The sequence below is a fragment of the Rheinheimera marina genome (assembly GCF_042654345.1).
In the GTDB taxonomy this organism is placed as follows: domain Bacteria; phylum Pseudomonadota; class Gammaproteobacteria; order Enterobacterales; family Alteromonadaceae; genus Pararheinheimera; species Pararheinheimera marina.
This window is the reverse complement of the sequence record NZ_JBHSGB010000016.1, coordinates 41508-65239: the sequence shown is the minus strand read 5'-3', so window position 1 is coordinate 65239 and position 23732 is coordinate 41508. Positions and strand designations below refer to the sequence as shown.

Genomic DNA, 23732 nt, shown 5'->3' with positions numbered 1-23732 from the left:
TTGAAATTTATTCCATGTGAATCAACAACTTATACGGAATAAACGAAGATATCCTCGCCTTATTCAGGCGAGGTTTGCAGAAGGGAAAACAGCATTAGTTAGTCGGCCAGTTGCCACTCAATAGCACTGAGCTCTCCGCTGATTTTGTGCTGTTGCGCCGCCAGGGACGGCTGCCAGTCGAGTGGCCATTTCAGATGTTGATGCCCGCCATGCTCCCTGGCTATCTCCAGATGCAACCAGTAACGACCGGTCGGCACCACCTCGCCGCTCAGGTTACGGCCATCCCAGCGCAATTGCTGCCAGCCCGCTTTATGAGTGGCCCCCGCCAGGCTGTCGAATTGCTCCGGCGCTTGTCTGGCCTGTTTACGCCACCAATGCCGCAACTCTTGCCACCAGCGTTGTTGCGCACCCGACACTTCCAGCTGCCGCACCAGTTGCTGCTGCTCATCGGCCAGCCAGAGCGACAAATAAGGCCGCCGTGCGTCACTGGCTAATTCAGGCAGCAAATAACGGATTTGCATCTGCTGACTGTGTTGCTGGCTTGGATCCGCCAACATGGCATACCAAGGGGCTGACGCTTGTAGTTGACCTTGCTCTGATTGCAGCAAGGCCGCGCTTTGCAGTTGGTTTGCCAGTTGCAGCCCTTGTTGCGGAGCAAGCACCGCCAGGCTTTGTGCCAACGCCCAGGCTTGCACCAGATCGGCCGCCGCCACTGTCGCCTGCGGGCCATATTCCACCGGCCAGCCATCGGCGGGGTTCAGCACAGCACTGTAGGTGCGGTGTGCCACCTGGTAGCCTGGTGTCAGCTCCGACTCCGCCAGAAACAGCTGCCGCGCCCGCAGCTGTTGCAAGCCGGTTTCTCCGAGCTGCATCACCTGCTCTGCGCCCTGGTACCATAACAGGCCAGCCAGTTTCAGCTGAAAACTGTTCGCGTCCGGCCACAGCAACTGCAGTTGTGCCGTCAGTTGTTGAGCCAGCTCAGCCCTGGCGATCCCTGAGTAATTCCACTGGATTTGTGGGTCCGTCGCCGGCAATTTGTTCAGCTGCCGGCTGTGCTGACGCAGTGCCACCCTGTCGGGCAGCTGCTTTGTTTGCACCGCCTGTTGCCACCGCAGTGTTGCCTGACCAAGCCGGCAACTGACACCATTCAGCATTTGCTGCCGCAGTTGCTCGCAGCGCTGCTGCCACTCCTGCTGCTGCACCCTGGTTGGCTCAAGGTAACTCTGCTGTTGTGTGGCCAACCACTGTTGCAACTTGGGCAACTGCTGCTGCCATTGCTGCGGTGGCACCGCCACATCGACAACCAGCTCGGCATCCAGCCACGGCTGTTGGTAAGGCTTGGCCTGCAGTTGGCTGGCAAAACCCAGCACCAGCATCAGAGCAAATGCACGCATCAGTCCGCCCGCTGCGAAGGTTCAATAGCTGGCAACGCTTCTTTCATGCTGACCGCTTTATCGGCGTTGGTATCCCAGCGGGCAAACATGCGGTCACCAGACGCCTGGTACTCCGCGGCACTGATCTGCTGGTTTTTGTCTTTATCCAGCGCGGCAAAACGCACTTCGGCCTGCTTTAACTGGCTTTGACGGGTTTTGGCAATTTGCCGGTCCAGCCGGTCAACAAATTCGTTCAGGTATTCGTCTGCACTCAAGTCGCCATTGCCATCCAGGTCGGTACGCTTAAACGCCGCCGTGCGCTCAGCCAGGTAATCTTCTTTAGTCACCTTGCCGTCGCCATCTTTGTCATACATAGCCAGCATACCGGCCACACTGTGGGTGGTTGGCATTACCAGCGCCGGGCGGGCGCGCACAGGTTCAGGCTTTTCACCGGCCGGGCGTTTTGGCGCCGGATCCGCTTTGCTGATCACGCCATCTTTATTGGTGTCGATGAAGTTAAAGGCCCGTTCACCTGAATCCTGGTATTCCGCCAGGCTGATGCTGCCGGATTTATCCTTATCCAGCGCACCAATGCGGGTATGTGTTTGTTTAATTTGGCCTTCACGTTCAGCATGCAGGCGTTTATCCAGCCGGTTGGCGTATTCGTTGACGTACTCATCCAGTTGCAACACACCGTCCTGGTTTTCGTCACCCGAGCTGAAACGCTGCTGACGCACTTGAGCAAATTCTTCTGCGGTCACGGTGCCGTCTTTGTTCAGGTCGTAATCACGGATAAAACTGGCTTTGCTTTCCGGCGTTGGCTGATGGCCTTTGGGTTTTGCTGGCTCTGCGGCGATCAGGTAACAGCTGCTGACAGCAAGAAACAGGCTCAGGGCTTTGTTCATGGTTTTCATAAGGTGTCCTATTCGGTAATTTCAATCACAGCTGTGTAGCTGTAGCTATAAGTCGGGGCTTTGGCGCCAGCCGGCGCATCGGTGCGGTAACGGTTCAGCAGCAGGTAGCTGCCTTTGTTTTTCACGCTGAATTCAATTTCACCCTGGGCGTTGCTGGTTAGTTGCTGCACCGCTTTGCTTTCAGGTTCAGCCTGACCGGCCTGAAACAACTCGACTTTTTGTCCGGCCAGGCCCTGGCCGTTAAACAGCAGGCGGGCACGTACTGGGGTGTCGATATACAAATCGTTCGGATGGCTGACAAACACCAGTTCAAGTCCCTTGCCATGAGCTTGCAGCGCCGCTTTATCCGGCGCACCTTTGCTGACATAGGTTTCGGCCAGAGTCACCGACTGAAAATGCGCCAGCAGCTTGGCGCCTGCAGGCACGGCCTCGTTTGGATCCCGGCTGGTTTTTACTTTGCCGTCTTGCTGCCAGCTGCGAAACACGGCGCCATAACGCTGGCCTGTGCTGAAACGATAAGTGCCTTCAGCGGTTAATTCATGCGCCAGCATGGTTCGGGTTTTGCCCAAAAACAGCTCTTTGGGTTTAACCTGCTGACCATCTGGCTGCGTGACACTGAATTCGCTTTGGTCGAACTTCACTTCGGGCAAAAAGAATTTTTCTGCAAAAGCAGCATCCAACGTGACCCAGTTATTTACCGGTTCAAAACTGGCTGGGGCCAAATACGGGGTGTGGGCAACGGCCGCCGTGCTGGCCAGACAAAAGGTCAGCGCCAGGGCCGGTTTTAGATTCAACATAGCAGCTCCAAAGATGAGAATTACTCTCATTTATTTTAGGGGTGCCATTCTTGATCAAATGATAACTATTTGCAACTAGATCTTATCTTGCTGATCTATCTTTACATTTAATCTGGGTAATTTGGTTTCAATAGCAATTTGCCGGGTTGCAGTTGCAAGGTTAACGGTACATCACACAACATACGCTGGCTGAAACTGTCGCAATCCAACTGGTAAACCGGCTGACCTTGCAGTGCCATGGCCAGCAGCTGTTTGGCCTGTTCAGACAAAGGCTGCAGTTTAAATTGCTGATTGCCAGAACCCAGGCTGGAGTCCAGTATTTGCAGATTGGACAGGTAGACCGCATTTTTTTGATCATCAAAATAAGGGGTCGCGGCCAGATGCAACATCAAGTCAGTGCGCAGCGGCAGCAATACCGCATCCAGCTCTGCCGCCATCTGCAGTTTCAGTTCCACCTGCTGCTGTTGCCCCGGCGCAATTTGCAGTTGCAGCTCTTTGGTGGTCAGGCTTAGCGGTAACCCTAATAAACGGCCACGTTGAGCCTGCGCCTGTAATTGCTGATCCAGCTGCTGTTGCAGTTCCAGCTGGCTCAGGCTGTATAAATCAATCCGGTTCATTTGGCTGCAACCAGCCAATAAAGCCAAAGTGGCGATTGCAGAGACTGCGGCGGTTTTCATGCTGAATACTCCCTTTGAACGAATGGGTGGACTTTAGGCCATCAAACTGAACCCGGCCTGAGTCCATAATTTTTTTTCGATGGCTTCCAACTATTTTTGCCGCGGCTTCGACTAAGTCCTAGTGAACACAGGAGCAGATGGCATGAAAAGCACAGACCCATTTCAATTACCAGGATTCAGACAACTGGCTCAGGCATTCGTCTTGTTGGTGGTGCTGATGACAGCTTTTGATGCCGCCTTGCAATGGCTCAGCCTGAGTTTACACCACCAGGCCTTGCTGGTGCCTGAGCTGATTTTTCCAATGAGCCTGCTAACGGCGTTATTTTAACCAAGGTTCCATGTGGAACCTTAAACCTACCGTAAAAGGCCTATTTTCCGCCATTCTTCAGGCATCTTCAGCAAAGCTTCAGGCAAAAAAACACTAGTTCACGCAAGCTGGCCGGGTCCAACAACATCAGGAGACCCGGTCATGACACCACTGTTACAAAAACTCTTCTTCAGCGCCGCCTTAAGCCTGAGCCCTTGGCTGCAGGCCGCTGGGCCTTTGGCTATTCAGGCAGAGATTGAGGCGCTGAACCTGCAAAAAATGGCAGGCATTTTAGTGCAACAAAATGACCAACTGCTGTACGAGCAGTATTTTAACGGCAGCTCAGCCAACGAGCTGCATGACATTCGTTCAGCGAGTAAGTCGGTCACCAGCCTGCTGTTTGGTATTGCGCTGCAACAGCAGTTGTTTACATCAGAACAAGATCTGGTGTTGCCACTGTTCGCCGACTACCAGCCGCTGTTGTTTGCTAATAAGGCCAAAACAGCCATGACCTTTTTTCAGCTGCTTAGCATGACCAACCCGCTGGAGTGCAATGACTGGACTGACTATTCAGCCGGTAATGAAGAACGTATGTATCTGCAGGCCGACTGGCTGTCTTTTGTGCTGTATCTGCCCGAACGTGGCCATGCGCCCTGGGAAAAAGCACCGGCAGATCAGCCCTACGGCCGGGATTTTGCGTACTGCACCGCTGGCGTGTTTCTGACTGGTGCCGCCATCGAACGCAAAACAAAAATGAAGCTGTCGGATTATGCTCAGCAGCAGCTGTTTACGCCTTTAGGCATCAAGGAAGTTAGCTGGCCTTACAGCCCCAAAGGGCTGACGCAGGGCGGCGGCGGACTGAGAATTAAGGCAGCTGATTTACTGAAACTTGGCCAGTTGATGTTGAATAAAGGCCAATGGCAGGGCAAGTCGCTGGTCAGCGCCGACTGGGTGAAAAAGAGTTTTACCGCTTATTCAGAAGCTATGCCTGAAATGCATGCCGATTACGGCTTAACCTGGTGGATTTTTACCTATCAGGTCAATGGCAACGCCGTGCAGGCTTATGCGGCGGCCGGCAACTACCTGTTTGTGATCCCGGCCTTCAATGCCACAGTGGTCACCACCAGCAGCGCCTACAACACCAAGTACATGCACCAGCAAATTCACCAGCTGATGCAAAACGTTATTTTGCCGGCACTATCAGCCCGTTCAGTTTAGGCAACACGTAAATCTCTATTTTGGCGCGTTCGCTGTCGGCAGCACGCGCCATTGCCTGCAAGGTGCTTTGATAGGCGGCTTCGCCATCAAGCTGGTGAAACAGGGGCAACTGCTGAATAAAACGATAATCCAGGTAGCCACTGCGCTGAGCCAGCTGCAGCGCTTCGATGGCTTGCTGCCGTTGTTGGCTGGCCAGCAGGCTGATAGCGCGGTACACCCATAAATCAGGCCAGTCCTCGACGCTTACCTGGAGCGGCTGTTGTTGCTGAGTGTCGCGTAAAAACCAGCTAAGCCAGGCCTCGGTGTATTCAGACTCCGGCCTTAAACTGGCCGCCTGCTGCAGTAAAGCCAGCGCTTGTTGCGGCTGTTGCTGGCGCAGCGCCAGAATGGCGGCAATTTCATAACTTTGGGCCGAGCCCATGCCTTTGTTATGCAGTGCTGTTAACAGCTTTGCAGCAGCTTCGTCCTTGCCTTCAGTCAGCTCAAACCTGGCCAGCGCGGCAATCACCACGGCAGAATCAGGTGCTAACTGATAAGCCCGCTGGTGCCACTCCCGGGCCTGCTTGGTTAATCCAGCCAACGCCAGACATTCGGCCACCTGCAAAAACTGGTAGTGCAGCTCGGTGCCAACAATATCCATGTTTAAATGCAGCGCTTCATGCAAGCGGCCTTTTTGCCGGTACAGGTAAGCCAACCCGCCTTTGGCTTCGGTTAAATGGCCGTCCTGCACCAGCGCCTGCTCATACAAAGCGATAGCCTGATTAATTTGGCCCAGCACATCAAAATAAAAAGCCCGCAACCAGAGCCGCCTGGCGCTATCCGGCTGCGCAGCCAGCAGATTAGCAGACAGCTGCTCAGCTTCCTGTAGCAAGGTTGGATCACCGTTAAATTTCGAAACCTGATGCAATAAAGCCACCGCCAGCCCGAACTTCGCACTGTCCGAGCCAGGGTCCAGTGCCAGCACATCACGAAACAGTTGAATGGCATGCGGATTGGCGGCTGCATTAAATTGTGCCGCATAGCTTTTGGCTTTTTGCAGCAGCAAATCATGATCCGACAGCGGCTGGCTGGGCTTGCTGCTGGCTGCTGTGCTGGCCGGTGTTCGCTGCACCACATAGGCGGCGAGCAACGCGGCGATAATGGCCACCACGGCTACAGCCAACAAGGCTTTGTGCACTTTAGCCATCTGCCGGCTATCAGCTGATGGTGCGGTGACACTCGCCGGACTAGATAGCAGAACGACGTCCGCCACCCAACGGTAGCCCGTGCCCCGAATCGCTTCAAAGTAACTGTCAGCAGTGTCTGCCAGCGCTTTGCGTAATAACGAGGCGCGCTGACTAATGGTTTCGTCGCTGACATAACTTTTTTGCCAGACTTTCTCCGCCAGTTGGTCGGTACTGACTACCTGCCCCCGCGCGCTCACCAGCACCAGCAAAAATTTGTACGACAAAGGCGGGAGCGCTATCACCTAGCCGTCACGGCGCACGCTGTGGCGACTGCTGTCTATCTGCAGATCGGCGGTCTGGATATACTGGGGTGGTATCGAATTCATCCTGGTCCTTTGCATGGCTGCATCTGCGCAGCCTCGCGACACAAAAAGCTGAGCCCCAGTATACATAGCTCCAGCAACAAAAAATTCCCGGTGTTAGCGGGGATTTTTTATTGGAACGAACTCAGGGCTAGTGTTATTTCTTTTGTTTCACCGGCCTTTTCCAGCCACTGATATGACGCTGCTTCGACCGCGCGACCACCAGTTCGTCAGCCGCCACGCTGGCTGTAACCACGGAGCCAGCACCGACAGTACTGTTTTGACCCAGGGTAACAGGCGCCACTAAGGAACTGTTAGAGCCTACAAAAACGCCATCCTCAATGGTGGTGACAAACTTATTGGCGCCGTCGTAGTTGCAGGTAATGGTCCCGGCACCAATATTCACTTTGCTGCCAATGACCGCGTCGCCCAGATAGGTCAGATGGTTGGCTTTGGAGCCTTTGCCCAGCTGAGCCTTTTTCAGCTCCACAAAGTTACCGACATGGCTGTCGTCTGCCAGTACTGAGTCTGGCCGGATGCGGGCGTAAGGCCCGACGGAACAGCCAGCGCCAATGCTGGAGGATTCCACCATGGTGTTCGGTTTGATTTCGGTGTTATCGCCAATGGTGCAGTCTTTCAGAATGCTGTTGGCGCCAATCACCACCCCATTGCCCAGCACCACTTTGCCTTCGAAGATCACATTGACGTCGATCATCACGTCGCTGCCAACTGTGACTTCGCCACGCACATCAATGCGAGCCGGGTCGCGCAGGTTAGCGCCGTTCAGCATCAGCTCTTCTGCTTTACGTGCCTGATAAGCGCGTTCCAGCTGCGCTAATTGCACGCGGTTGTTCGCACCTTCGGTTTCAATAGGGTTGGCCGGATGCGCGGTCGCAATAGCCACACCATCTGCATGCGCCATCGCAATAATGTCGGTCAGGTAGAATTCGCCCTGCGCATTGTTGTTTTGCAGTTGGCTCAGCCATTGTTTCAGCTGTTTGCCTGGCAGCGCCATAATGCCGCTGTTTACTTCGTTGATCAGCAGCTGCTCCGGGCTGGCGTCTTTCTGCTCGACAATACCAACCACCTTGCCGTCGGTACGCATAATGCGGCCATAACCTGTCGGGTTGGCCAGCTTGACCGTCAGAATCGCCAGACCATCGGCCGGACGGGCAGCCAATAAGGCTTCCAGAGTTTCTTTGCGGGTCAGCGGCACGTCACCATAGAGCACCAACACCACATCGCTGTCAGCGATATAAGGCACCGCCTGCTGCACCGCATGGCCTGTGCCTAACTGCTCAGCCTGCAGCACCCAGTTCAGTGGCTGCTCACCCAATGCGGCCTGCAGCTGCTCTGCGCCATAGCCATACACCAGATTGACGGCCTGAGCACCCAATGAGCGCGCTGTGTCAATCACATGCTGCACCATAGAACGTTCTGCCACTTTGTGCAGTACCTTGGGTAACGCAGATTTCATCCGGGTACCTTTACCGGCAGCCAGAATCACAACATTTAAAGCCATAACCTTTCCTTAAACAGGGTGTAATGTGCGGATTCTAACGAATTCAAACTGAAATTTCAGTGAATAGATAATAAAGCAAAAAAAGCCACCCGAAGGTGGCTTTTCAAAACGCTTAGTGTAGCAATTACTTCTTGCGCATTTTTTGGATCAGACGTAACTGGGCGATTGCTTCGGCCAGTTGGGCGGCAGCTTCAGCATAGTTGAAGTCTGCACCTGCATGTTGCATCGCTTCTTCCGCACGTTTCTGTGCAGCTAAAGCGGCTTGCTCGTCTAAGTCCTCAGCGCGTACGGCCACGTCCGCCAGCACAGTAATGGTATGAGGCTGAACTTCCAGCACTCCGCCAGCTACATACAGCAGCTGTTCTTCACCGAACTGTTTAACGATACGTACCATACCTGGCTTGATGCCAGTCAGAAGCGGAATGTGACCAGGTAAAATACCCAGCTCACCTTCGCTACCTGTAACCTGAATGGATTCCACCAGACCAGAAAAGATCCGCTCTTCGGCGCTTACCACATCCAGTTGTACTGTCATTGCCATTTCGCTCTCCTAAAGCTGTAAATTACAGCTTCTTCGCTTTTTCGATCGCTTCGTCGATAGAACCAACCATGTAGAAGGCTTGCTCTGGCAGGTGATCGAACTCACCGTCCAGGATGCCTTTGAAACCACGGATAGTTTCTTTCAGCGGAACGTATTTACCTGGTGAGCCAGTGAAAACTTCAGCAACGAAGAATGGCTGTGACAGGAAACGTTGGATCTTACGAGCGCGGAATACAGTCGTACGGTCAGCATCTGACAGCTCGTCCATACCCAGGATCGCGATGATGTCTTTCAGTTCTTTGTAACGTTGCAGAACTGACTGAACACCACGGGCCACGTCATAGTGCTCTTTACCGATCACCAGAGGGTCCAACTGACGAGAAGTTGAATCCAGCGGGTCGATCGCTGGGTAAATACCCAGAGAAGCGATGTTACGTGACAATACCACTGTCGCATCTAAGTGAGAGAACGTAGTCGCTGGTGACGGGTCAGTTAAGTCGTCCGCTGGAACGTAAACCGCTTGAACAGAGGTGATAGAACCTGTTTTGGTTGAAGTGATACGCTCTTGCAGAACGCCCATTTCTTCCGCCAACGTTGGCTGGTAACCTACAGCTGAAGGCATACGGCCTAACAGTGCAGATACTTCAGTACCGGCCAGCGTGTAACGGTAGATGTTGTCGACGAAGAAAAGCACGTCACGACCTTCGTCACGGAACTTCTCGGCCATAGTCAGACCGGTCAGAGCAACACGCAGACGGTTGCCTGGTGGCTCGTTCATCTGACCGTAAACCAGTGATACTTTGTCCAGAACGTTTGAATCGTTCATTTCGTGGTAGAAGTCGTTACCTTCACGGGTACGCTCACCTACACCGGCGAATACAGAGTAACCGCTGTGCTCGATCGCGATGTTACGGATCAGTTCCATCATGTTTACGGTTTTACCAACACCGGCACCACCGAACAGACCAACTTTACCACCTTTAGCAAACGGACATACCAGGTCGATAACCTTGATGCCTGTTTCTAACAGGGCGTTAGAAGAAGCCTGATCTTCGTAGCTTGGTGCAGAACGGTGGATAGCCCAACGCTCTTCTTCACCGATTGGGCCAGCTTCGTCGATTGGCTCACCCAGTACGTTCATGATACGACCCAGTGTGGCTTTACCTACTGGAACTTCGATTGGCTTACCAGTGTTAGCTACTTCAGCACCACGACGCAGACCGTCGGTGGAACCTAACGCGATAGCACGTACAGTACCGCCACCTAACTGCTGCTGTACTTCAAGTACTAAGCCAGCCAGGTCGCCGCCAGTTACGTTCAAAGCGGCGTAGATACCAGGTACCGCATCTTGTGGAAAGTCGATATCCACAACGGCGCCAATGATTTGGACTACCTTACCTTGACTCATGTTAATTCCTCTAATTTCTCAAACCTGTATACCTAAGCCTTAGACCGCAGCGGCACCAGCGACGATTTCGCTGAGTTCCTGGGTAATAGCTGCCTGACGAGCTTTGTTGTAAACCAGTTTCAGGTCATCCATTAAGTTACCGGCGTTATCGGTAGCAGCTTTCATCGCTACCATACGGGCCGCTTGTTCGCTGGCCGCGTTTTCAACTACGCCTTGGTACACCTGAGACTCTACGTAACGGTCCAGTAATTTATCTAAAATTACTTTTGGATCCGGCTCGTAGATGTAATCCCAACTGTGGCTTTTCGCCGCTACGTCTGCTTTTGGCAAAGGTAAGAGTTGTTCGATCACCGGCTCTTGCTTCATGGTATTTACAAAACGGTTAAATACCAGGAACAAGCGGTCAATACGGCCTTCTTCGTATGCTGTTAACATCACACGAACTGAGCCAATTACGTCAGCCAGACGCGGGTTATCACCCGGGCCGGTTTGCTGTGCCAGTACTTTGCCGCCGAAACGTTTAAAAAACGCCGTGGCTTTGTTACCGATCACTGCGACCTGAGCTTGTACACCCTGGTCTTTCCAGCCTTTCATGTCATTGGCAATACGTTTGAACTCGTTGGTATTCAAGCCGCCGCAAAGGCCACGGTCTGTCGATATCACAATGTAGCCCACATTTTTTACCGGACGTTCAGTTAAGAACGGGTGACGGTATTCAATGTTGCCGTTTGCGATATTGCCGATCACTTTGCGCATACCTTCCGCGTATGGACGAGAGTGTGCAACCCGCTCCTGCGCTTTGCGCATTTTGCTGACTGCCACCTTTTCCATAGCGCTGGTGATCTTACGAGTATTGTTAATACTCCCGATCTTACTTTTTATCTCTTTTGCGCCGGCCATGACTAATCTCCGAATATTTCAACGGTCGGGCAGGGCAAGCCCCGCCCAACAGGCTTACCAGGTCTGAGTCGCTTTAAACTTCTCAATAGCGCCTTTTAAGGTCGCTTCGATCTGGTCGTTGTAGTTACCGGTTTTGTTCAGATCAGCCATGAACTGGGCGTGTTCAGCATGCATGTAAGCGATCAGAGCAGCTTCGAAATCCAGGATTTTCGCTACTTCGATGTCTTTCATGTAGCCTTTTTCAATCGCGAAAATAGACACACCCATATCAGCTACGCCCATTGGAGCGTATTGCAGCTGTTTCATCAGCTCTGTAACTTTCTGACCGTGTTCTAACTGAGCACGGGTCGCGTCATCCAGATCTGAAGCGAACTGAGCGAATGCAGCCAGTTCGTTGTACTGAGCCAGGGCCAGACGGATACCGCCACCCAGCTTTTTGATGATCTTGGTCTGAGCAGCACCACCAACACGAGATACCGAAATACCAGCGTTAACTGCTGGACGGATACCGGCGTTGAACAGGCCTGATTCCAGGAAGATCTGACCGTCAGTGATCGAAATTACGTTGGTTGGTACGAACGCAGAAACGTCACCAGCCTGAGTTTCGATAATTGGCAGCGCAGTTAAAGAACCGGTTTTGCCTTTCACTTCACCGTTAGTTAAACGCTCAACATAGTGCTCGTTTACGCGTGATGCACGCTCTAACAGACGGCTGTGTAAATAGAATACGTCACCTGGGTAGGCTTCACGGCCTGGTGGACGACGTAACAGCAGAGAGATTTGACGGTAAGCAACAGCCTGCTTAGACAGGTCATCGTATACGATCAGAGCATCTTCACCGCGGTCACGGAAGAATTCACCCATAGTACAGCCAGAGTATGGCGCCAGGAATTGCAGGGCAGCAGCTTCTGAAGCAGAAGCAACAACCACGATAGTGTGCGCCAGGGCACCGTGCTCTTCCAGTTTACGTACTACGTTAGCGATGGTCGAAGCTTTCTGACCGATAGCGACATAGATACATTTTACGCCAGAGTCTTTCTGGTTGATGATGGCGTCGATGGCCAGAGCCGTTTTACCGGTCTGACGGTCACCGATAAGCAATTCACGCTGACCACGACCGATTGGGATCATCGAGTCAACAGACTTGTAACCGGTTTGCAGAGGTTGGTCTACAGAACGACGGTCGATAACGCCTGGAGCAATTTTTTCTACCGGAGCGAAACCAGCAGCATCGATTGGACCTTTACCATCGATTGGCTCACCCAGGGTGTTTACCACACGGCCTAACAGGCCTGGACCTACCGGAACTTCCAGGATACGGCCAGTGGCTTTAACTTTGGTACCTTCACGCAGGTCCGCATATGGACCCATAACTACGGCACCTACAGAGCTGCGCTCTAAGTTCAGTGCGATAGCGTAGCGGTTGCCAGGAAGCTCGATCATTTCGCCTTGCATACAATCGGCCAGGCCGTTGATGCGGATAATACCGTCGGTTACAGCGACGATAGTACCTTCGTTGCGAGCTTCACTGACAACTTCGAACTGTTCAATACGTTTTTTGATCAGTTCAGAGATTTCAGTGGAATTCAGTTGCATGCTCTAATCCCCAATTATGACTGCAGTGCAGTAGCTAAACGGTCTAACTTGCCACGAACCGAGCCGTCGATCACCATATCACCGGCTTTGATCAACATGCCGCCAACGACGGTCGGGTCTACACTACAGTTCAATTTTACTTTGCGTGCTAAACGTTGCGATAAAGCCGCAGCCAGTTTGTCCTGTTGTGCTGCATTGAGCGCAGACGCAGAAACCACCTCAACGGTCGCCTCTTTTTCGTACTCGGCTTTTAATGCAACAAAGGCATCAAACACGGCTGGCAGCGCCAGCAAGCGATGATTTTCCGCCATGACTTTAACGAAGTTCTGGCCATGAGCATCTAACTGCTCACCACAAACCTGAATAAAGAACGCAGCTTGTTGCTCTGCAGCAGCACCATTGTGCAGTTGCTCAGCAACGTAGCCGTTTTTCGCTACTTCAGCAGCGAAAAACAACATACCTTGCCAGGCATCCAGCGCTTTGTGTTCTACCGCAAACTCAAACGCAGCTTTGGCGTACGGACGAGCTAAATTAGTCAGTTCAGACATGGCTCATCCTCATTAAAGTTCTGCGACCAGCTTTTCCAGGATGTCGCTGTGTGCAGCTTCATCAATAGAACGCTGCAGAATCTTCTCAGCACCAGCCACTGCCAGGGCAGCCACTTGCTTGCGGAGTTCTTCTTTCGCTCTGATCCGTTCAGCTTCAACCTCGGCTTTCGCCTGAGCCAGGATTTTGTCCCGCTCTGCCTGAGCCTTCACAGCAGCTTCGTCGATAATCTGCTGTTCACGCTTCTTTGCCTGGTCGATTAACGCAGAAGCCTGGGCTTTTGCTTCAGTCAACTGCTGTTTCGCTTTCTCTTGCGCCAAACGCAGGTCTTGTTCAGCGCGATCTGTCGCGGCTAAACCGTCTGCAATTTTTTGCTGGCGGGCTTCAATCGCGCCGATGATTGGTGGCCATACGTACTTCATACAGAACAGTACGAACACCAGGAACGCGATTAATTCACCAATGAGAGTGGCGTTAATATTCACGGCCGCTTCTCCTTAATTTGCTAGTAAAAGTTGTGTTGTCTCGCCTGATTACATTGCGAACAGCATGTACAGACCGATAGCAACACCGATCATCGCGATGGCGTCGATCAGACCAGCTACGATGAACATTTTACCTTGTAAAGAGCCAGCCAGTTCTGGTTGACGAGCTGCAGATTCCAGGAATTTACCGCCCAGAGTACCGAAGCCGATTGCAGTGCCCAGAGCACCTAAACCGATTAATAAGGCAACTGCGATCAGTTTCAAACCTAATACCATTTCCATGATTTTCTCCAAGTTTCTAAGTTAAAGTTAAAACGAAATTTTTATAACGAAATTAGTGTTTTTCGTGCGCCATGCTCAGGTACACCACTGTCAGGATTGTGAAAATAAATGCCTGCAATGGAATAACTAATAAGTGGAACGCAGCCCAGACGAAATGCATAGGTAACTGGAATATGCCTACCATAGCGATCAGGATGAAGATCAGTTCGCCAGCGTACATGTTACCGAACAAACGCAGTGCCAGAGACAGCGGCTTGGCCAGCAGGGCGACAACTTCCAGAATGAAGTTGAACCAGTATAACCAAGGGGTATTAAATGGCTGAGTGGTTAACTCTTTGATAAAACCACCGACGCCTTTAATTTTGATGGAGTAGTAAATCATCAGAATAAACACACCCAGCGCCAGAGCGATAGTCATGTTCAGATCTGTGGTTGGAACTACCTTCATGTAAACATGATGTGGATCATACCCCATGGCTGCACCCACTTGTTGGGCAGTCCAAGGCAGGAAATCCACAGGGATTAAGTCCATGAAGTTCATCAACAGAACCCAGACAAAAATTGTCAGAGCCAATGGCGCGATGACCGGACTTTTACCGTGGAAGGTACTTTTGACAGTACTGTCGATAAATTCAACCACCATTTCAACCGCACATTGCCATTTGGTTGGCACGCCGGTAGTGGCTTTTTTGGCTACTGCTCTGAAAGAGAACAGGAAGACCAGACCAAGGAGGACAGACCATGCCAGAGTATCGACGTGAACGGCCCAAAAGCCCTCGCCAATTCTCCAGTTGGTCAAGTGGTGAGTAATATACTCTTTGCTTGTAAGCTCAGCACCTGATGCCATTTTCATTCCCAATTATCGTTGTTAATCAAAAGCGGTAACACAACCTGTAGCAGCAGCGCGACACAAAATGCAGTGAAAAAGATCCAAGGCACTATTGCTACGGTTTTCAGTACTGCTGTCACCAGCAGCACAATAAACAGAAACTTGATGGCTTCGCCCCGGTAGATTGATTTCAGGATAATTTGCACCTGATCAGCACCGTGAAAGCGGAACACATACCAGGCAAAGATGGTGTGGGGAAGCATGCCACAGAGCAGTCCCAACAAAGCAGATTTTGCGGATCGTCCATCCATTGCCAGCCAAACTATTGCTGTAACTCCAGCAGCAGCCACCAATTGGCTGAGCAACAACTTCAGGATTAGCGACAAAGGGCTTTTTTTATGCGTTATAACCACTTTTTATCGCTCGCTGAACCCGTCAATTTTGAATAGTTTTAGGCCAGCGCAAGTATACTTATCTGCCTTATTTTTGCAAGAAAAAGCGGCCTTGCTGCGACTTTTGTCTGAGAGATTGAAAAACTACAGTTTAACTTTCAGCAGCATCAGGCTGTAATTTCTGCAGAATGCCATCCAGCTCATCCAGACTGGTATAAGAAATGACCAAATTTCCTTTGCCCTTTTTGTTGTAGTTAATCAGCACAGGGGCTGAAAAACGTTCACTTAAACGCTGTTCAAGTGACGCAACATCCGGATCTTTGGCTTTCGGCTCTGGTTGTGGGGAAGGTTCTAACAACTTACGAACCAGGTTTTCGGTATCACGGACTGTCAGTTGTTTGGCCGCCACAGTGCGGGCAGCGTCTGATTGCATCAGGCCATCCAACGCCAGCAGGGCGCGGGCGTGACCCATTTCAATGTCACCGTGTTCGAGTAACAGTTTTACGTCGTCATTCAGCGCATTCAGTCGCAGCAGGTTGGTTACTGTGGTGCGGGATTTCCCTACTGCGTCAGCCACCTGCTGATGCGTCAGTTCAAATTCGTCCAGTAAACGCTGCAATGCCACCGCTTCTTCCATTGCGTTTAAATCTTCACGCTGGATGTTTTCAATCAGTGCAATAGCAACGGCAGCTTCGTCGGGCACGTCTTTGACAATACAAGGAATTTCAGCCAGCTGAGCCAACTGGCTGGCACGCCAGCGCCGCTCACCGGCAATAATCTCATAAGACTCAGTCGCTAACTGGCGAACCACGATCGGCTGAATAACCCCCTGAGCGCGGATGGAATTGGCTAAATCGTCCAGCGCGTCCTGCGACATGTCTTTGCGTGGCTGATACTTTCCAGGCTTTAACCATTCGATCGGTAACTTCTTCAGCTCGTTGGCGCTGAGCGGATTGTCAGCCTGAGTCTGTTGTTCCAACGCAGGTTTGGTGGTCAGTAATGCATCCAGGCCACGGCCCAGGCCACGCTTTTTTAACGACATGTTGAATTCTTTCCTTGCTTAGGAAGCGGCTTTGACCACTTTTTTGTCAGCCCGACGCAAAATTTCGCCGGCCAGTGCCAGATAGGCTTTAGCTCCGGTGGAGCTTTTATCGTAATACATCACGGGCGTGCCGAAACTCGGTGCTTCTGCCAGACGGATGTTACGTGGGATCACTGCCCGGTAAACCTTGTCGCCAAAATGTTGCTTCAGTTGTTCTGAAACGTCATTGGCCAGACGGTTTCTCGGGTCATACATGGTACGAAGGATCCCTTCGATTTTCAGATCGGCATTCACCACTGCCGCCAGTTTGTTGATGGTATCCATCAAGGCGGTCAGACCTTCCAACGCGTAGTACTCGCATTGCATTGGTACCAGCACGGAATCTGCTGCGGCCATTGCATTCACCGTCAGCATGTTCAGCGAAGGCGGACAATCGATGAAGATAAAATCGTAATGGTTGCGGGCGTCTTTCAATGCAGTGCGCAAACGCAGTTCGCGGGCAAACACGTCAAGCAACCGGACTTCGGCCGCGGTCACGTCTGAGTTGGACGCCACCAGGTGGTAACCGCCTGCAGTCTCTTTGACGACCACTTCGGCTAAAGGTTTTTCTTCAACCAGCAGTTCGTAAGCCGTGGCATGCACTGCGTATTTATCGACGCCGCTGCCCATAGTGGCATTGCCTTGGGGGTCTAAATCGATCAACAGCACTTTGCGTTTGGTGGCAGCCATGGACGCAGCCAGATTGACCGCAGTCGTGGTTTTCCCCACGCCCCCTTTCTGGTTGGCAATCGCGATGACTTTTCCCACAAAAACCCCAATAAGCGTCTGATTAGTTTTGATTTTTCTCCAATACCACCAGGTAACGCTCAGCGTTGAGTGTTGGTACGGACAGCGGATAACTGCCGACAACTTTAACAAAATTCGGCAAAGCTGCAATTTCTTCTTGCACCAGAGCACCTTTCATGGCCAAAAACTGGCCGCTTTGGTGTGGCAAATGCTGACACCAGTTCACCATATCTGTCATGGAAGCGAAAGCACGCGACAACACAGCGTCGTATCCGCCTTGTGGATCATGATCTTCCACCCGGCTTTGCACAGGTTCGATGTTACTCTGCTTCAGCTGCAGTTTCACCTGATTGAGGAAACGGATACGTTTGCCCAGACTGTCCAGCAACACAAAGTTTTTCTCCGGCAGCGCTATGGCCAAAGGCACACCAGGTAAACCTGGACCGGTCCCAACATCGATGATCTTCTTACCCTGCACATGAGGCACAACGGCCAGGCTATCCATGATGTGTTTGACCAGCATTTCTTTCGGATCTCGGACGGAGGTCAGGTTGTACGCACTGTTCCATTTGTCCAGCAGCTGCACATAAGCAACCAATTGCTGCAGTTGCAGCTCAGATAAAGTCAGGCTGGTTTGTGCAACCAGTCCTTTCAGTAATTCCAGCATGAAGATCCCGTGATTATGCCGACTTACGCAGCAAACCTTGTTTTTTCAAGTAAACCAATAACAACGACACAGCTGCAGGGGTAATACCGGAGATCCGCGAGGCCTGGCCAACCGTTTGTGGTTGGGCCTGGTTCAGTTTCAGTACCACCTCGTTCGACAACCCCTTTACAGCTTTGTAATCAAACCCTTGTGGCAACAGGGTGGTTTCGTTGCGTTCCTGCTTGGCAATTTCATCCTGCTGGCGGTTGATATAGCCTTCGTATTTAATCTGGATTTCAACCTGCTCTGCAGCTTCAGCATGCTGCAAACCCGGACCGACCTGCTCAATTTGCATCAAATCGGCGTAACTGACTTCAGGACGACGGATCAGTTCTTCCAGGCTGGCCTCCCGGCTCAATGGAGTCTTCAGCAGACTATTCACTTCAGCCAGTGCCGCATGCTGTGGATGGATCCATTGCTGCTTCAGACGCTGACGCTCCAGTTCAATCTGTTCCATTTTTTGGTTGAAGGCAGCCCAACGCACATCGTCAACCAAACCCAGCTCACGGCCTTTTGCGGTCAAACGGCTGTCGGCATTGTCTTCACGCAGCATCAGGCGGTATTCAGCGCGGCTGGTGAACATACGGTAGGGTTCTTTGGTTCCCATGGTAGTCAGGTCGTCAACCAATACGCCGACATAGGCCTGGTCGCGGCTTGGAGTCCAGGATTCTTTGCCTTGCGCCAGCAGCGCAGCGTTCATACCAGCGATCAGACCCTGAGCACCGGCTTCTTCGTAGCCCGTAGTGCCGTTAATCTGGCCAGCGAAAAACAACCCGCTGATAAATTTGGTTTCAAGCGAAGTTTTCAGATCGCGGGGATCGAAAAAGTCGTATTCAATGGCATAACCAGGCCGGGTAATATGCGCGTTTTCCAGACCTTTGATGGAATGTACCAGGTTTAACTGCACGTCAAAGGGCAAACTGGTTGAAATACCATTGGGGTATAACTCGTGCGTGGTTAAACCTTCAGGCTCGATAAAGATCTGGTGTTTGTCTTTGTCTGCAAAACGGGTGATCTTGTCTTCAATTGATGGGCAGTAGCGTGGGCCAATCCCTTCAATCACCCCTGTGTACATTGGTGAGCGATCCAGGCCATTGCGGATGATGTCATGGGTCTGTTCGTTGGTGTAGGTGATGTAACACGGGATCTGTACCGGATGATCGGCGCGGGATCCTAAAAATGAAAACACTGGAGTCGGGTTGTCCCCCGGCTGAGGCTGCATCACAGAAAAATCAACTGAACGGGCGTCGATGCGCGGTGGAGTGCCCGTTTTCAGACGACCTACCCGGAATGGTAATTCGCGCAAACGACGTGCCAAAGCGATCGATGGTGGATCGCCGGCACGGCCACCGCTGAAGTTTTGCAGGCCTATGTGGATCTGACCACCAAGGAAGGTCCCCACTGTCAGCACCACAGCTTTAGCACGGAAACTCAGCCCCATTTGGGTTACAACACCACAGACCTTATCGTTTTCAACAATCAGATCATCACAGGCCTGCTGGAATATTTTCAGGTTTGGCTGGTTTTCTAAGACATGGCGCACTGCAGCACGGTACAAAGCACGATCGGCCTGAGCGCGGGTAGCCCGTACCGCTGGGCCTTTTGAGCTGTTCAGCGTACGGAACTGAATACCGGCTTTGTCTGCTGCCTGGGCCATTAAACCACCCAAAGCATCAATTTCTTTCACCAGGTGGCCTTTGCCTATACCGCCTATGGCGGGGTTACAGGACATTTGGCCCAGGGTTTCTACATTGTGGCTGAGTAATAAGGTTTGCATGCCCATGCGGGCAGCGGCTAATGCGGCTTCTGTGCCGGCATGACCACCACCTACCACGATCACGTCAAAATTTTCCTGAAACAGCATAGTTGCCTCGATCTTACCCAGCCTGAAAAAGGGCGCGTATTGTAACCGGATCTCGGTGCCGTGTGAACGCTTTCCGATGGATCAGGATCGGTATCGGATCACTTATATAAGAAAGGATCTTTAAAGAGATCTTTTTATTATGTTTATTCTTATAGAGCCTGTTTTGTGTGGGTAACTCAAATTGCATATTTCAGATCAAGCACTTATCTAAGATCAGATCATGTGATCAAGCTTGGATCCTGACGGATATTTCCAGTGATCAACTTGCTGTTTTATCCACAATCCTGCCAAATAGTTTTTTTATTCAGAGGATAAATTCAGCTTTTACTGAAGTTTTACAAAGGTTTTTCCACAGGCGATCTAAAAATTTGTGCTTTGTGTGGATAAATTATGAATATCTGGATCCAAAGCTGGGGTTAAGATCGTGCAGCACTGATCCAGGCTGTGTTTTACTGATCTGAAATGAAAAAGGCTGGGAAGTCCAGCCTTATTTAGTCAGTGTTGTGCTGGTTAGAGCGTCTGGATGAATTGTGGTAGCCAGGCGAGTGCCTGATCTTCAGGTAAATCGGCATCCAGCACATTAATTTCAAGATTCGGCAGCAATAGTTTTGCGCCATTCTGAGCCAATAATGCGGCCATCGTGCGGCCTGCCATGCAAAAAGTATCGTAACTGGTATCACCTAAAGTGATCACGGCAAACGAAACTGTGGTAAGATCGCCGCCGTTTTGTGCTAACTGATCCGCAAAGGGTTGGATATTATCGGGCAGATCCCCTGCGCCATACGTCGAGGTGACGACTAACCAGACAGAATCTCTGGTCAGCTGTGTCAATTCAGGGGTGAGATGAAGACGAACTTCATAACCCGCTTTTTCCAAAGCTTCAGCCACTTGTTCTGCTGTGTATTCAGCAGCGCCCATTTGGCTGCCAACAAGGATCTCAATCATACTGCAACTCATGTAGGTAAATGATTGGTTATACTACTGGAATTAAAAAGAGCAAAGCCAAGGCTTTCTGCTCTTTTTGGGTATTTTTACTGCTGTGCAGGCTCAGTAAAACTACAATAGCACAACCCCTTAGGCCTGCGTGTTATTGAGGTTTTTACAATTTATGTCTGAGTCCATGTCTTTTTCCCAGCTGGCCTTGCCAGAGCCAATTCTGCGCGCTGTCACAGAATTAGGTTATGAGCATCCGTCACCTATTCAAGAAGCGGCTATCCCTAAATTGCTGGCTGGTGAAGACTTGTTAGGTCAAGCCCAGACCGGTACAGGTAAAACAGCGGCTTTCGCGTTGCCGCTGTTAGCCCGCCTGGATCCAAAGCAATCTGAACCACAGATCCTGGTTCTGGCGCCAACTCGTGAGCTGGCTATTCAGGTAGCCGAAGCCTTTCAGGCTTATGCCCGTTATATGCCTGAGTTTCATGTACTGCCTTTATATGGTGGTCAAAACTATTCAACACAGCTGCGTTCGCTAAAACGCGGTTCTCAAGTGATCGTCGGTACACCAGGTCGTATTCTGGATCACTTGGATCGTGGCACCTTAGTGCTGGATAAGCTGCGCGCTATCGTACTGGATGAAGCCGATGAAATGCTGCGTATGGGCTTTATCGACGACGTTCAGACCATTATGGATGCGACGCCGGAAGGCCGTCAGGTCGCTATGTTCTCTGCCACTATGCCACCACAAATCCGTGCTATTGCTCAAAAGCATTTAGGTGGCGCGCAGGAAGTGAAGATTGAATCCAAGACCAGCACTGTTGAACGTATTCAACAGCGTTACGTGATGCTGGATGGAAATCAGAAGCTGGATGCGTTAACCCGCGTGCTGGAAGGCGAAGAGTACGATGCTGCGATTATTTTCGTTCGTACCAAAAGCGCCACTGAAGAAATCTCAGAAAAACTGGGTGCCCGTGGTTATGCCGTTGCTTGCCTGAATGGTGATATGAACCAGGCGCACCGTGAGCAAACCATCCGCCGTTTAAAAGCGGATCAGCTGGATGTGATCGTAGCAACTGATGTTGCAGCCCGTGGTCTGGACGTAGAGCGGATCAGCCTGGTGGTTAACTACGACATTCCATACGACAGTGAAGCTTACGTGCACCGTATTGGTCGTACTGGTCGTGCTGGCCGCGAAGGTAAAGCTATTCTGTTTGTGTCGCCACGTGAACGTCGTTTACTGCGCACTATTGAACACGCAACCCGTCAGCCAATTGAAAAAATGTCGCTGCCATCAGGTCAGGTGATTGAACAACGTCGTATCGAATCATTCCGTGCCACGCTGGCGCAAACGATCGAAGCACAGAACCTGAGTTTCTTCCAGGATCTGATCAACGAATGGCGTGATTCGATGGAAACCACTGACGCTGATTTGGCTGCTGCATTGTTGTACCTGGCACAGAAAGATCAGCCATTAAATGTCGCCTCTCAGTTCCCGGAAATCCGTGAACCACATAGCCGCGATCGTGATACTGGCGACCGTCCACGCCGTGAGCGTTTTGAACGTGGTGACCGCCCTGAGCGTTCAGGCGATCGTGCTGAGCGCGGTCCACGCCCACCACGTCGTGAGATGAAAGGTGACTACACCACTTACCGCATTGAAGTAGGTAAAGAGCACGGTGTACGTGCTGGTGATATCGTTGGCGCCATCGCCAACGAAGCCAATATCGACAGCCAGTTTATCGGTAACATTAAGCTGTTTGACCATTTCAGTACTGTTGAATTACCAGCAAGTATGCCAAATGAGATCTTCCAGCATCTGAAAAAGGTCTATGTGCGTAAGCAGAAACTGAACATCAGTGTCGACACTGGTGCTCCGGCCTCTGCGTCTGGTGAGCGTCGTCCGGCAGGTCCAGGCCCTCGTCCTGGTGCTGCACCGCGGCCTCCTCGCAAGCCACGCGATTAATCCATGAAAAAGCCCGGTTCGCCGGGCTTTTTTTCGCCTTGAGTTTGTTACCTTTAACCCCATATCCTTTGGAAATTGTTTGACGGGGTAGTCCATGATCCTTGCTTGTCCCAGCTGTTCCACTTTAAACCGGGTTGATCCTGCCAAATTCAACGATAAACCTCAGTGTGGCCGCTGCAAAGAGAGCTTATTTCAGGGAAAGGCCATTGAGCTGACCTCGGCTAACTTTGTGAATCAAGTGCAGAAATCTGAGCTTCCTGTGATCATTGATTTTTGGGCCAGCTGGTGTGGGCCCTGCTTAAATTTTGCCCCTGTGTTCAGTCAGGCAGCGGTAGAGCTGGAGCCTGCTTTTCGCTTTGCTAAAGTGAATACTGAGCAACAGCAGCAGCTGGCGGCACAATTTCAAATCCGTTCTATTCCAACCCTTATGCTGTTTAAACAAGGAAAACTGGTTGCACAGCAATCAGGCGCCATGCCAAAACAGAGGTTTTATCAGTGGCTGCAGCAGCATGCTTAACCGCTGTTGCTGACCGTCTACCACATCCCTTTCGTGAACAAGGAATTTTCAATGAACCAATTTCAACTGACCAGCCCGGATATCAAAGAAGGCCATTTTATGGCGAAGACTTTTGAATTTAATGGGTTTGGTTGTGATGGTCCGAACAAATCGCCAGCGCTGAGCTGGGCAGGTGCACCTGCGGATACCAAAAGCTTTGCGCTGACAGTGTTTGACCCGGATGCTCCGACAGGGTCTGGGTTCTGGCATTGGCTGGTGGTGGACATTCCGGCCACTATTTCTGACTTGGCGCAAGGTGCTGGTAATGGTGAATTGCCTGCTGGCGCACGTGCACTGCGCAACGATTATGGTTTAACGGATTTCGGCGGTGCTTGCCCACCACCTGGTCATGGTATGCACCGTTACCAGTTTACGGTGTGGGCTCTACCTTCAGAAGGTCTTGGCGTGCCTGATGACGCCAGCGCCGCGGTTGTTGGTTTTATGCTGAACGCCAACGCTATTGGCAAAGCCACACTGACCGCCACATACGCGCGCTAAGCACACAGCACTGCGACTATTGGCTTATATCCGGCCGACTGCCTGCCGGATAGGCTGGTCAAAAAA

25 protein-coding genes are annotated in these 23732 nt (G+C 51.5%); 5 read left to right on the top strand and 20 right to left on the bottom strand.

Features of this window, described 5'->3' with window-relative positions; genetic code table 11:
• Positions 1-98 precede the first annotated feature (98 nt).
• The 4 genes from ACFO3I_RS16290 to ACFO3I_RS16275 form a co-directional block, all read right to left on the bottom strand.
• The gene (locus ACFO3I_RS16290; protein ID WP_377335767.1) at positions 99-1394 is read right to left on the bottom strand and encodes a DUF2271 domain-containing protein; all 1296 of its coding nucleotides are present in this window, start codon (positions 1392-1394) and stop codon (positions 99-101) included.
• Positions 1394-2287 (bottom strand): EF-hand domain-containing protein, encoded by an 894-nt coding sequence (locus ACFO3I_RS16285; protein WP_377335765.1) that lies wholly within the window; start codon positions 2285-2287, stop codon positions 1394-1396. Before ACFO3I_RS16285 ends, ACFO3I_RS16290 begins: the two co-directional genes overlap by 1 nt.
• A gap of 8 nt (positions 2288-2295) precedes the next feature.
• On the bottom strand, positions 2296-3084 hold the full coding sequence (locus ACFO3I_RS16280; protein WP_377335763.1) for a DUF4198 domain-containing protein: 789 nt from the start codon (positions 3082-3084) through the stop codon (positions 2296-2298).
• Positions 3085-3191: 107 nt separating this feature from the next.
• On the bottom strand, positions 3192-3761 hold the full coding sequence (locus ACFO3I_RS16275) for a DUF1439 domain-containing protein (RefSeq protein WP_377335761.1): 570 nt from the start codon (positions 3759-3761) through the stop codon (positions 3192-3194).
• A gap of 142 nt (positions 3762-3903) precedes the next feature.
• Between ACFO3I_RS16275 and ACFO3I_RS16270 the strand changes: the two genes are divergently transcribed.
• Both ACFO3I_RS16270 and ACFO3I_RS16265 read left to right on the top strand, forming a co-directional pair.
• The gene (locus tag ACFO3I_RS16270; RefSeq protein WP_377335759.1) at positions 3904-4089 is read left to right on the top strand and encodes a hypothetical protein; all 186 of its coding nucleotides are present in this window, start codon (positions 3904-3906) and stop codon (positions 4087-4089) included.
• Positions 4090-4230: 141 nt separating this feature from the next.
• Positions 4231-5286 carry a serine hydrolase domain-containing protein gene (locus ACFO3I_RS16265; RefSeq protein ID WP_377335757.1) on the top strand — a complete coding sequence of 352 codons (1056 nt, stop codon included), beginning with the start codon at positions 4231-4233 and terminating at the stop codon, positions 5284-5286.
• Here ACFO3I_RS16265 and ACFO3I_RS16260 read toward each other — a convergent pair.
• The 16 genes from ACFO3I_RS16260 to mioC all read right to left on the bottom strand — a co-directional run bounded on the left by ACFO3I_RS16260 (position 5252) and on the right by mioC (position 20658).
• Entirely contained in the window at positions 5252-6754 is a 1503-nt protein-coding gene (locus tag ACFO3I_RS16260) for a winged helix-turn-helix domain-containing protein (protein WP_377335755.1), read from the bottom strand. The genes ACFO3I_RS16265 and ACFO3I_RS16260 overlap by 35 nt on opposite strands.
• 217 nt (positions 6755-6971) lie before the next feature.
• Positions 6972-8336, bottom strand: a complete 1365-nt coding sequence (gene glmU, locus ACFO3I_RS16255; RefSeq protein WP_377335753.1) for a bifunctional UDP-N-acetylglucosamine diphosphorylase/glucosamine-1-phosphate N-acetyltransferase GlmU — start codon at positions 8334-8336, stop codon at positions 6972-6974.
• Positions 8337-8460: 124 nt separating this feature from the next.
• Positions 8461-8877, bottom strand: coding sequence for a F0F1 ATP synthase subunit epsilon (locus tag ACFO3I_RS16250; protein WP_377335751.1), 417 nt, complete (start codon positions 8875-8877; stop codon positions 8461-8463).
• Positions 8878-8899: 22 nt separating this feature from the next.
• Positions 8900-10285 (bottom strand): F0F1 ATP synthase subunit beta, encoded by a 1386-nt coding sequence (atpD, locus tag ACFO3I_RS16245; protein ID WP_377335749.1) that lies wholly within the window; start codon positions 10283-10285, stop codon positions 8900-8902.
• A gap of 39 nt (positions 10286-10324) precedes the next feature.
• A complete protein-coding gene (atpG, locus tag ACFO3I_RS16240) occupies positions 10325-11185 on the bottom strand; it encodes a F0F1 ATP synthase subunit gamma (protein ID WP_337880915.1) in 861 nt (286 codons plus the stop codon).
• Between the two features lie 54 nt (positions 11186-11239).
• A complete protein-coding gene (gene atpA / locus ACFO3I_RS16235) occupies positions 11240-12781 on the bottom strand; it encodes a F0F1 ATP synthase subunit alpha (protein WP_337841886.1) in 1542 nt (513 codons plus the stop codon).
• Positions 12782-12795: 14 nt separating this feature from the next.
• Entirely contained in the window at positions 12796-13329 is a 534-nt protein-coding gene (gene atpH / locus ACFO3I_RS16230) for a F0F1 ATP synthase subunit delta (protein ID WP_337841887.1), read from the bottom strand.
• Between the two features lie 12 nt (positions 13330-13341).
• Positions 13342-13812 (bottom strand): F0F1 ATP synthase subunit B, encoded by a 471-nt coding sequence (gene atpF, locus ACFO3I_RS16225; RefSeq protein WP_337841888.1) that lies wholly within the window; start codon positions 13810-13812, stop codon positions 13342-13344.
• 48 nt (positions 13813-13860) lie between these two features.
• A complete protein-coding gene (atpE, locus tag ACFO3I_RS16220; protein WP_337841889.1) occupies positions 13861-14094 on the bottom strand; it encodes a F0F1 ATP synthase subunit C in 234 nt (77 codons plus the stop codon).
• A 52-nt stretch (positions 14095-14146) separates the two neighbouring features.
• Entirely contained in the window at positions 14147-14941 is a 795-nt protein-coding gene (atpB, locus tag ACFO3I_RS16215; RefSeq protein WP_337841944.1) for a F0F1 ATP synthase subunit A, read from the bottom strand.
• Positions 14942-14943: 2 nt separating this feature from the next.
• Entirely contained in the window at positions 14944-15288 is a 345-nt protein-coding gene (locus ACFO3I_RS16210; RefSeq protein ID WP_377335745.1) for an ATP synthase subunit I, read from the bottom strand.
• A gap of 178 nt (positions 15289-15466) precedes the next feature.
• Positions 15467-16357 carry a ParB/RepB/Spo0J family partition protein gene (locus tag ACFO3I_RS16205; protein ID WP_377335743.1) on the bottom strand — a complete coding sequence of 297 codons (891 nt, stop codon included), beginning with the start codon at positions 16355-16357 and terminating at the stop codon, positions 15467-15469.
• Positions 16358-16375: 18 nt separating this feature from the next.
• Positions 16376-17164 carry a ParA family protein gene (locus ACFO3I_RS16200; RefSeq protein ID WP_337841892.1) on the bottom strand — a complete coding sequence of 263 codons (789 nt, stop codon included), beginning with the start codon at positions 17162-17164 and terminating at the stop codon, positions 16376-16378.
• 22 nt (positions 17165-17186) lie between these two features.
• Positions 17187-17810, bottom strand: a complete 624-nt coding sequence (gene rsmG / locus ACFO3I_RS16195) for a 16S rRNA (guanine(527)-N(7))-methyltransferase RsmG (RefSeq protein ID WP_377335740.1) — start codon at positions 17808-17810, stop codon at positions 17187-17189.
• 13 nt (positions 17811-17823) lie between these two features.
• Positions 17824-19713: a tRNA uridine-5-carboxymethylaminomethyl(34) synthesis enzyme MnmG gene (mnmG, locus tag ACFO3I_RS16190; protein ID WP_377335738.1), complete on the bottom strand. Its 1890-nt coding sequence runs from the start codon at positions 19711-19713 to the stop codon at positions 17824-17826.
• Between the two features lie 510 nt (positions 19714-20223).
• Entirely contained in the window at positions 20224-20658 is a 435-nt protein-coding gene (gene mioC, locus ACFO3I_RS16185; protein ID WP_377335736.1) for an FMN-binding protein MioC, read from the bottom strand.
• Between the two features lie 163 nt (positions 20659-20821).
• Between mioC and ACFO3I_RS16180 the strand changes: the two genes are divergently transcribed.
• From ACFO3I_RS16180 to ACFO3I_RS16170, 3 genes are all read left to right on the top strand, one after another.
• Positions 20822-22612 carry a DEAD/DEAH box helicase gene (locus ACFO3I_RS16180; protein WP_377335734.1) on the top strand — a complete coding sequence of 597 codons (1791 nt, stop codon included), beginning with the start codon at positions 20822-20824 and terminating at the stop codon, positions 22610-22612.
• A gap of 94 nt (positions 22613-22706) precedes the next feature.
• Positions 22707-23129 (top strand): thioredoxin TrxC, encoded by a 423-nt coding sequence (trxC, locus tag ACFO3I_RS16175; RefSeq protein ID WP_377335732.1) that lies wholly within the window; start codon positions 22707-22709, stop codon positions 23127-23129.
• A gap of 51 nt (positions 23130-23180) precedes the next feature.
• Positions 23181-23666 (top strand): YbhB/YbcL family Raf kinase inhibitor-like protein, encoded by a 486-nt coding sequence (locus ACFO3I_RS16170; RefSeq protein WP_377335730.1) that lies wholly within the window; start codon positions 23181-23183, stop codon positions 23664-23666.
• Positions 23667-23732 lie beyond the last annotated feature (66 nt).

What these genes read in the sequence shown, in the direction of transcription:
- ACFO3I_RS16290 (WP_377335767.1), bottom strand. Translation starts at nt 1,394, where the DNA reads ATGCGTGCATTTGCTCTGATGCTGGTGCTGGGTTTTGCCAGCCAACTG.
- ACFO3I_RS16285 (WP_377335765.1), bottom strand. Translation starts at nt 2,287, where the DNA reads ATGAAAACCATGAACAAAGCCCTGAGCCTGTTTCTTGCTGTCAGCAGC.
- ACFO3I_RS16280 (WP_377335763.1), bottom strand. Translation starts at nt 3,084, where the DNA reads ATGTTGAATCTAAAACCGGCCCTGGCGCTGACCTTTTGTCTGGCCAGC.
- ACFO3I_RS16275 (WP_377335761.1), bottom strand. Translation starts at nt 3,761, where the DNA reads ATGAAAACCGCCGCAGTCTCTGCAATCGCCACTTTGGCTTTATTGGCT.
- ACFO3I_RS16270 (WP_377335759.1), top strand. Translation starts at nt 3,904, where the DNA reads ATGAAAAGCACAGACCCATTTCAATTACCAGGATTCAGACAACTGGCT.
- ACFO3I_RS16265 (WP_377335757.1), top strand. Translation starts at nt 4,231, where the DNA reads ATGACACCACTGTTACAAAAACTCTTCTTCAGCGCCGCCTTAAGCCTG.
- glmU (WP_377335753.1), bottom strand. Translation starts at nt 8,336, where the DNA reads ATGGCTTTAAATGTTGTGATTCTGGCTGCCGGTAAAGGTACCCGGATG.
- ACFO3I_RS16250 (WP_377335751.1), bottom strand. Translation starts at nt 8,877, where the DNA reads ATGGCAATGACAGTACAACTGGATGTGGTAAGCGCCGAAGAGCGGATC.
- atpD (WP_377335749.1), bottom strand. Translation starts at nt 10,285, where the DNA reads ATGAGTCAAGGTAAGGTAGTCCAAATCATTGGCGCCGTTGTGGATATC.
- atpG (WP_337880915.1), bottom strand. Translation starts at nt 11,185, where the DNA reads ATGGCCGGCGCAAAAGAGATAAAAAGTAAGATCGGGAGTATTAACAAT.
- atpA (WP_337841886.1), bottom strand. Translation starts at nt 12,781, where the DNA reads ATGCAACTGAATTCCACTGAAATCTCTGAACTGATCAAAAAACGTATT.
- atpH (WP_337841887.1), bottom strand. Translation starts at nt 13,329, where the DNA reads ATGTCTGAACTGACTAATTTAGCTCGTCCGTACGCCAAAGCTGCGTTT.
- atpE (WP_337841889.1), bottom strand. Translation starts at nt 14,094, where the DNA reads ATGGAAATGGTATTAGGTTTGAAACTGATCGCAGTTGCCTTATTAATC.
- atpB (WP_337841944.1), bottom strand. Translation starts at nt 14,941, where the DNA reads ATGGCATCAGGTGCTGAGCTTACAAGCAAAGAGTATATTACTCACCAC.
- ACFO3I_RS16205 (WP_377335743.1), bottom strand. Translation starts at nt 16,357, where the DNA reads ATGTCGTTAAAAAAGCGTGGCCTGGGCCGTGGCCTGGATGCATTACTG.
- rsmG (WP_377335740.1), bottom strand. Translation starts at nt 17,810, where the DNA reads ATGCTGGAATTACTGAAAGGACTGGTTGCACAAACCAGCCTGACTTTA.
- mnmG (WP_377335738.1), bottom strand. Translation starts at nt 19,713, where the DNA reads ATGCTGTTTCAGGAAAATTTTGACGTGATCGTGGTAGGTGGTGGTCAT.
- mioC (WP_377335736.1), bottom strand. Translation starts at nt 20,658, where the DNA reads ATGATTGAGATCCTTGTTGGCAGCCAAATGGGCGCTGCTGAATACACA.
- ACFO3I_RS16180 (WP_377335734.1), top strand. Translation starts at nt 20,822, where the DNA reads ATGTCTGAGTCCATGTCTTTTTCCCAGCTGGCCTTGCCAGAGCCAATT.
- trxC (WP_377335732.1), top strand. Translation starts at nt 22,707, where the DNA reads ATGATCCTTGCTTGTCCCAGCTGTTCCACTTTAAACCGGGTTGATCCT.
- ACFO3I_RS16170 (WP_377335730.1), top strand. Translation starts at nt 23,181, where the DNA reads ATGAACCAATTTCAACTGACCAGCCCGGATATCAAAGAAGGCCATTTT.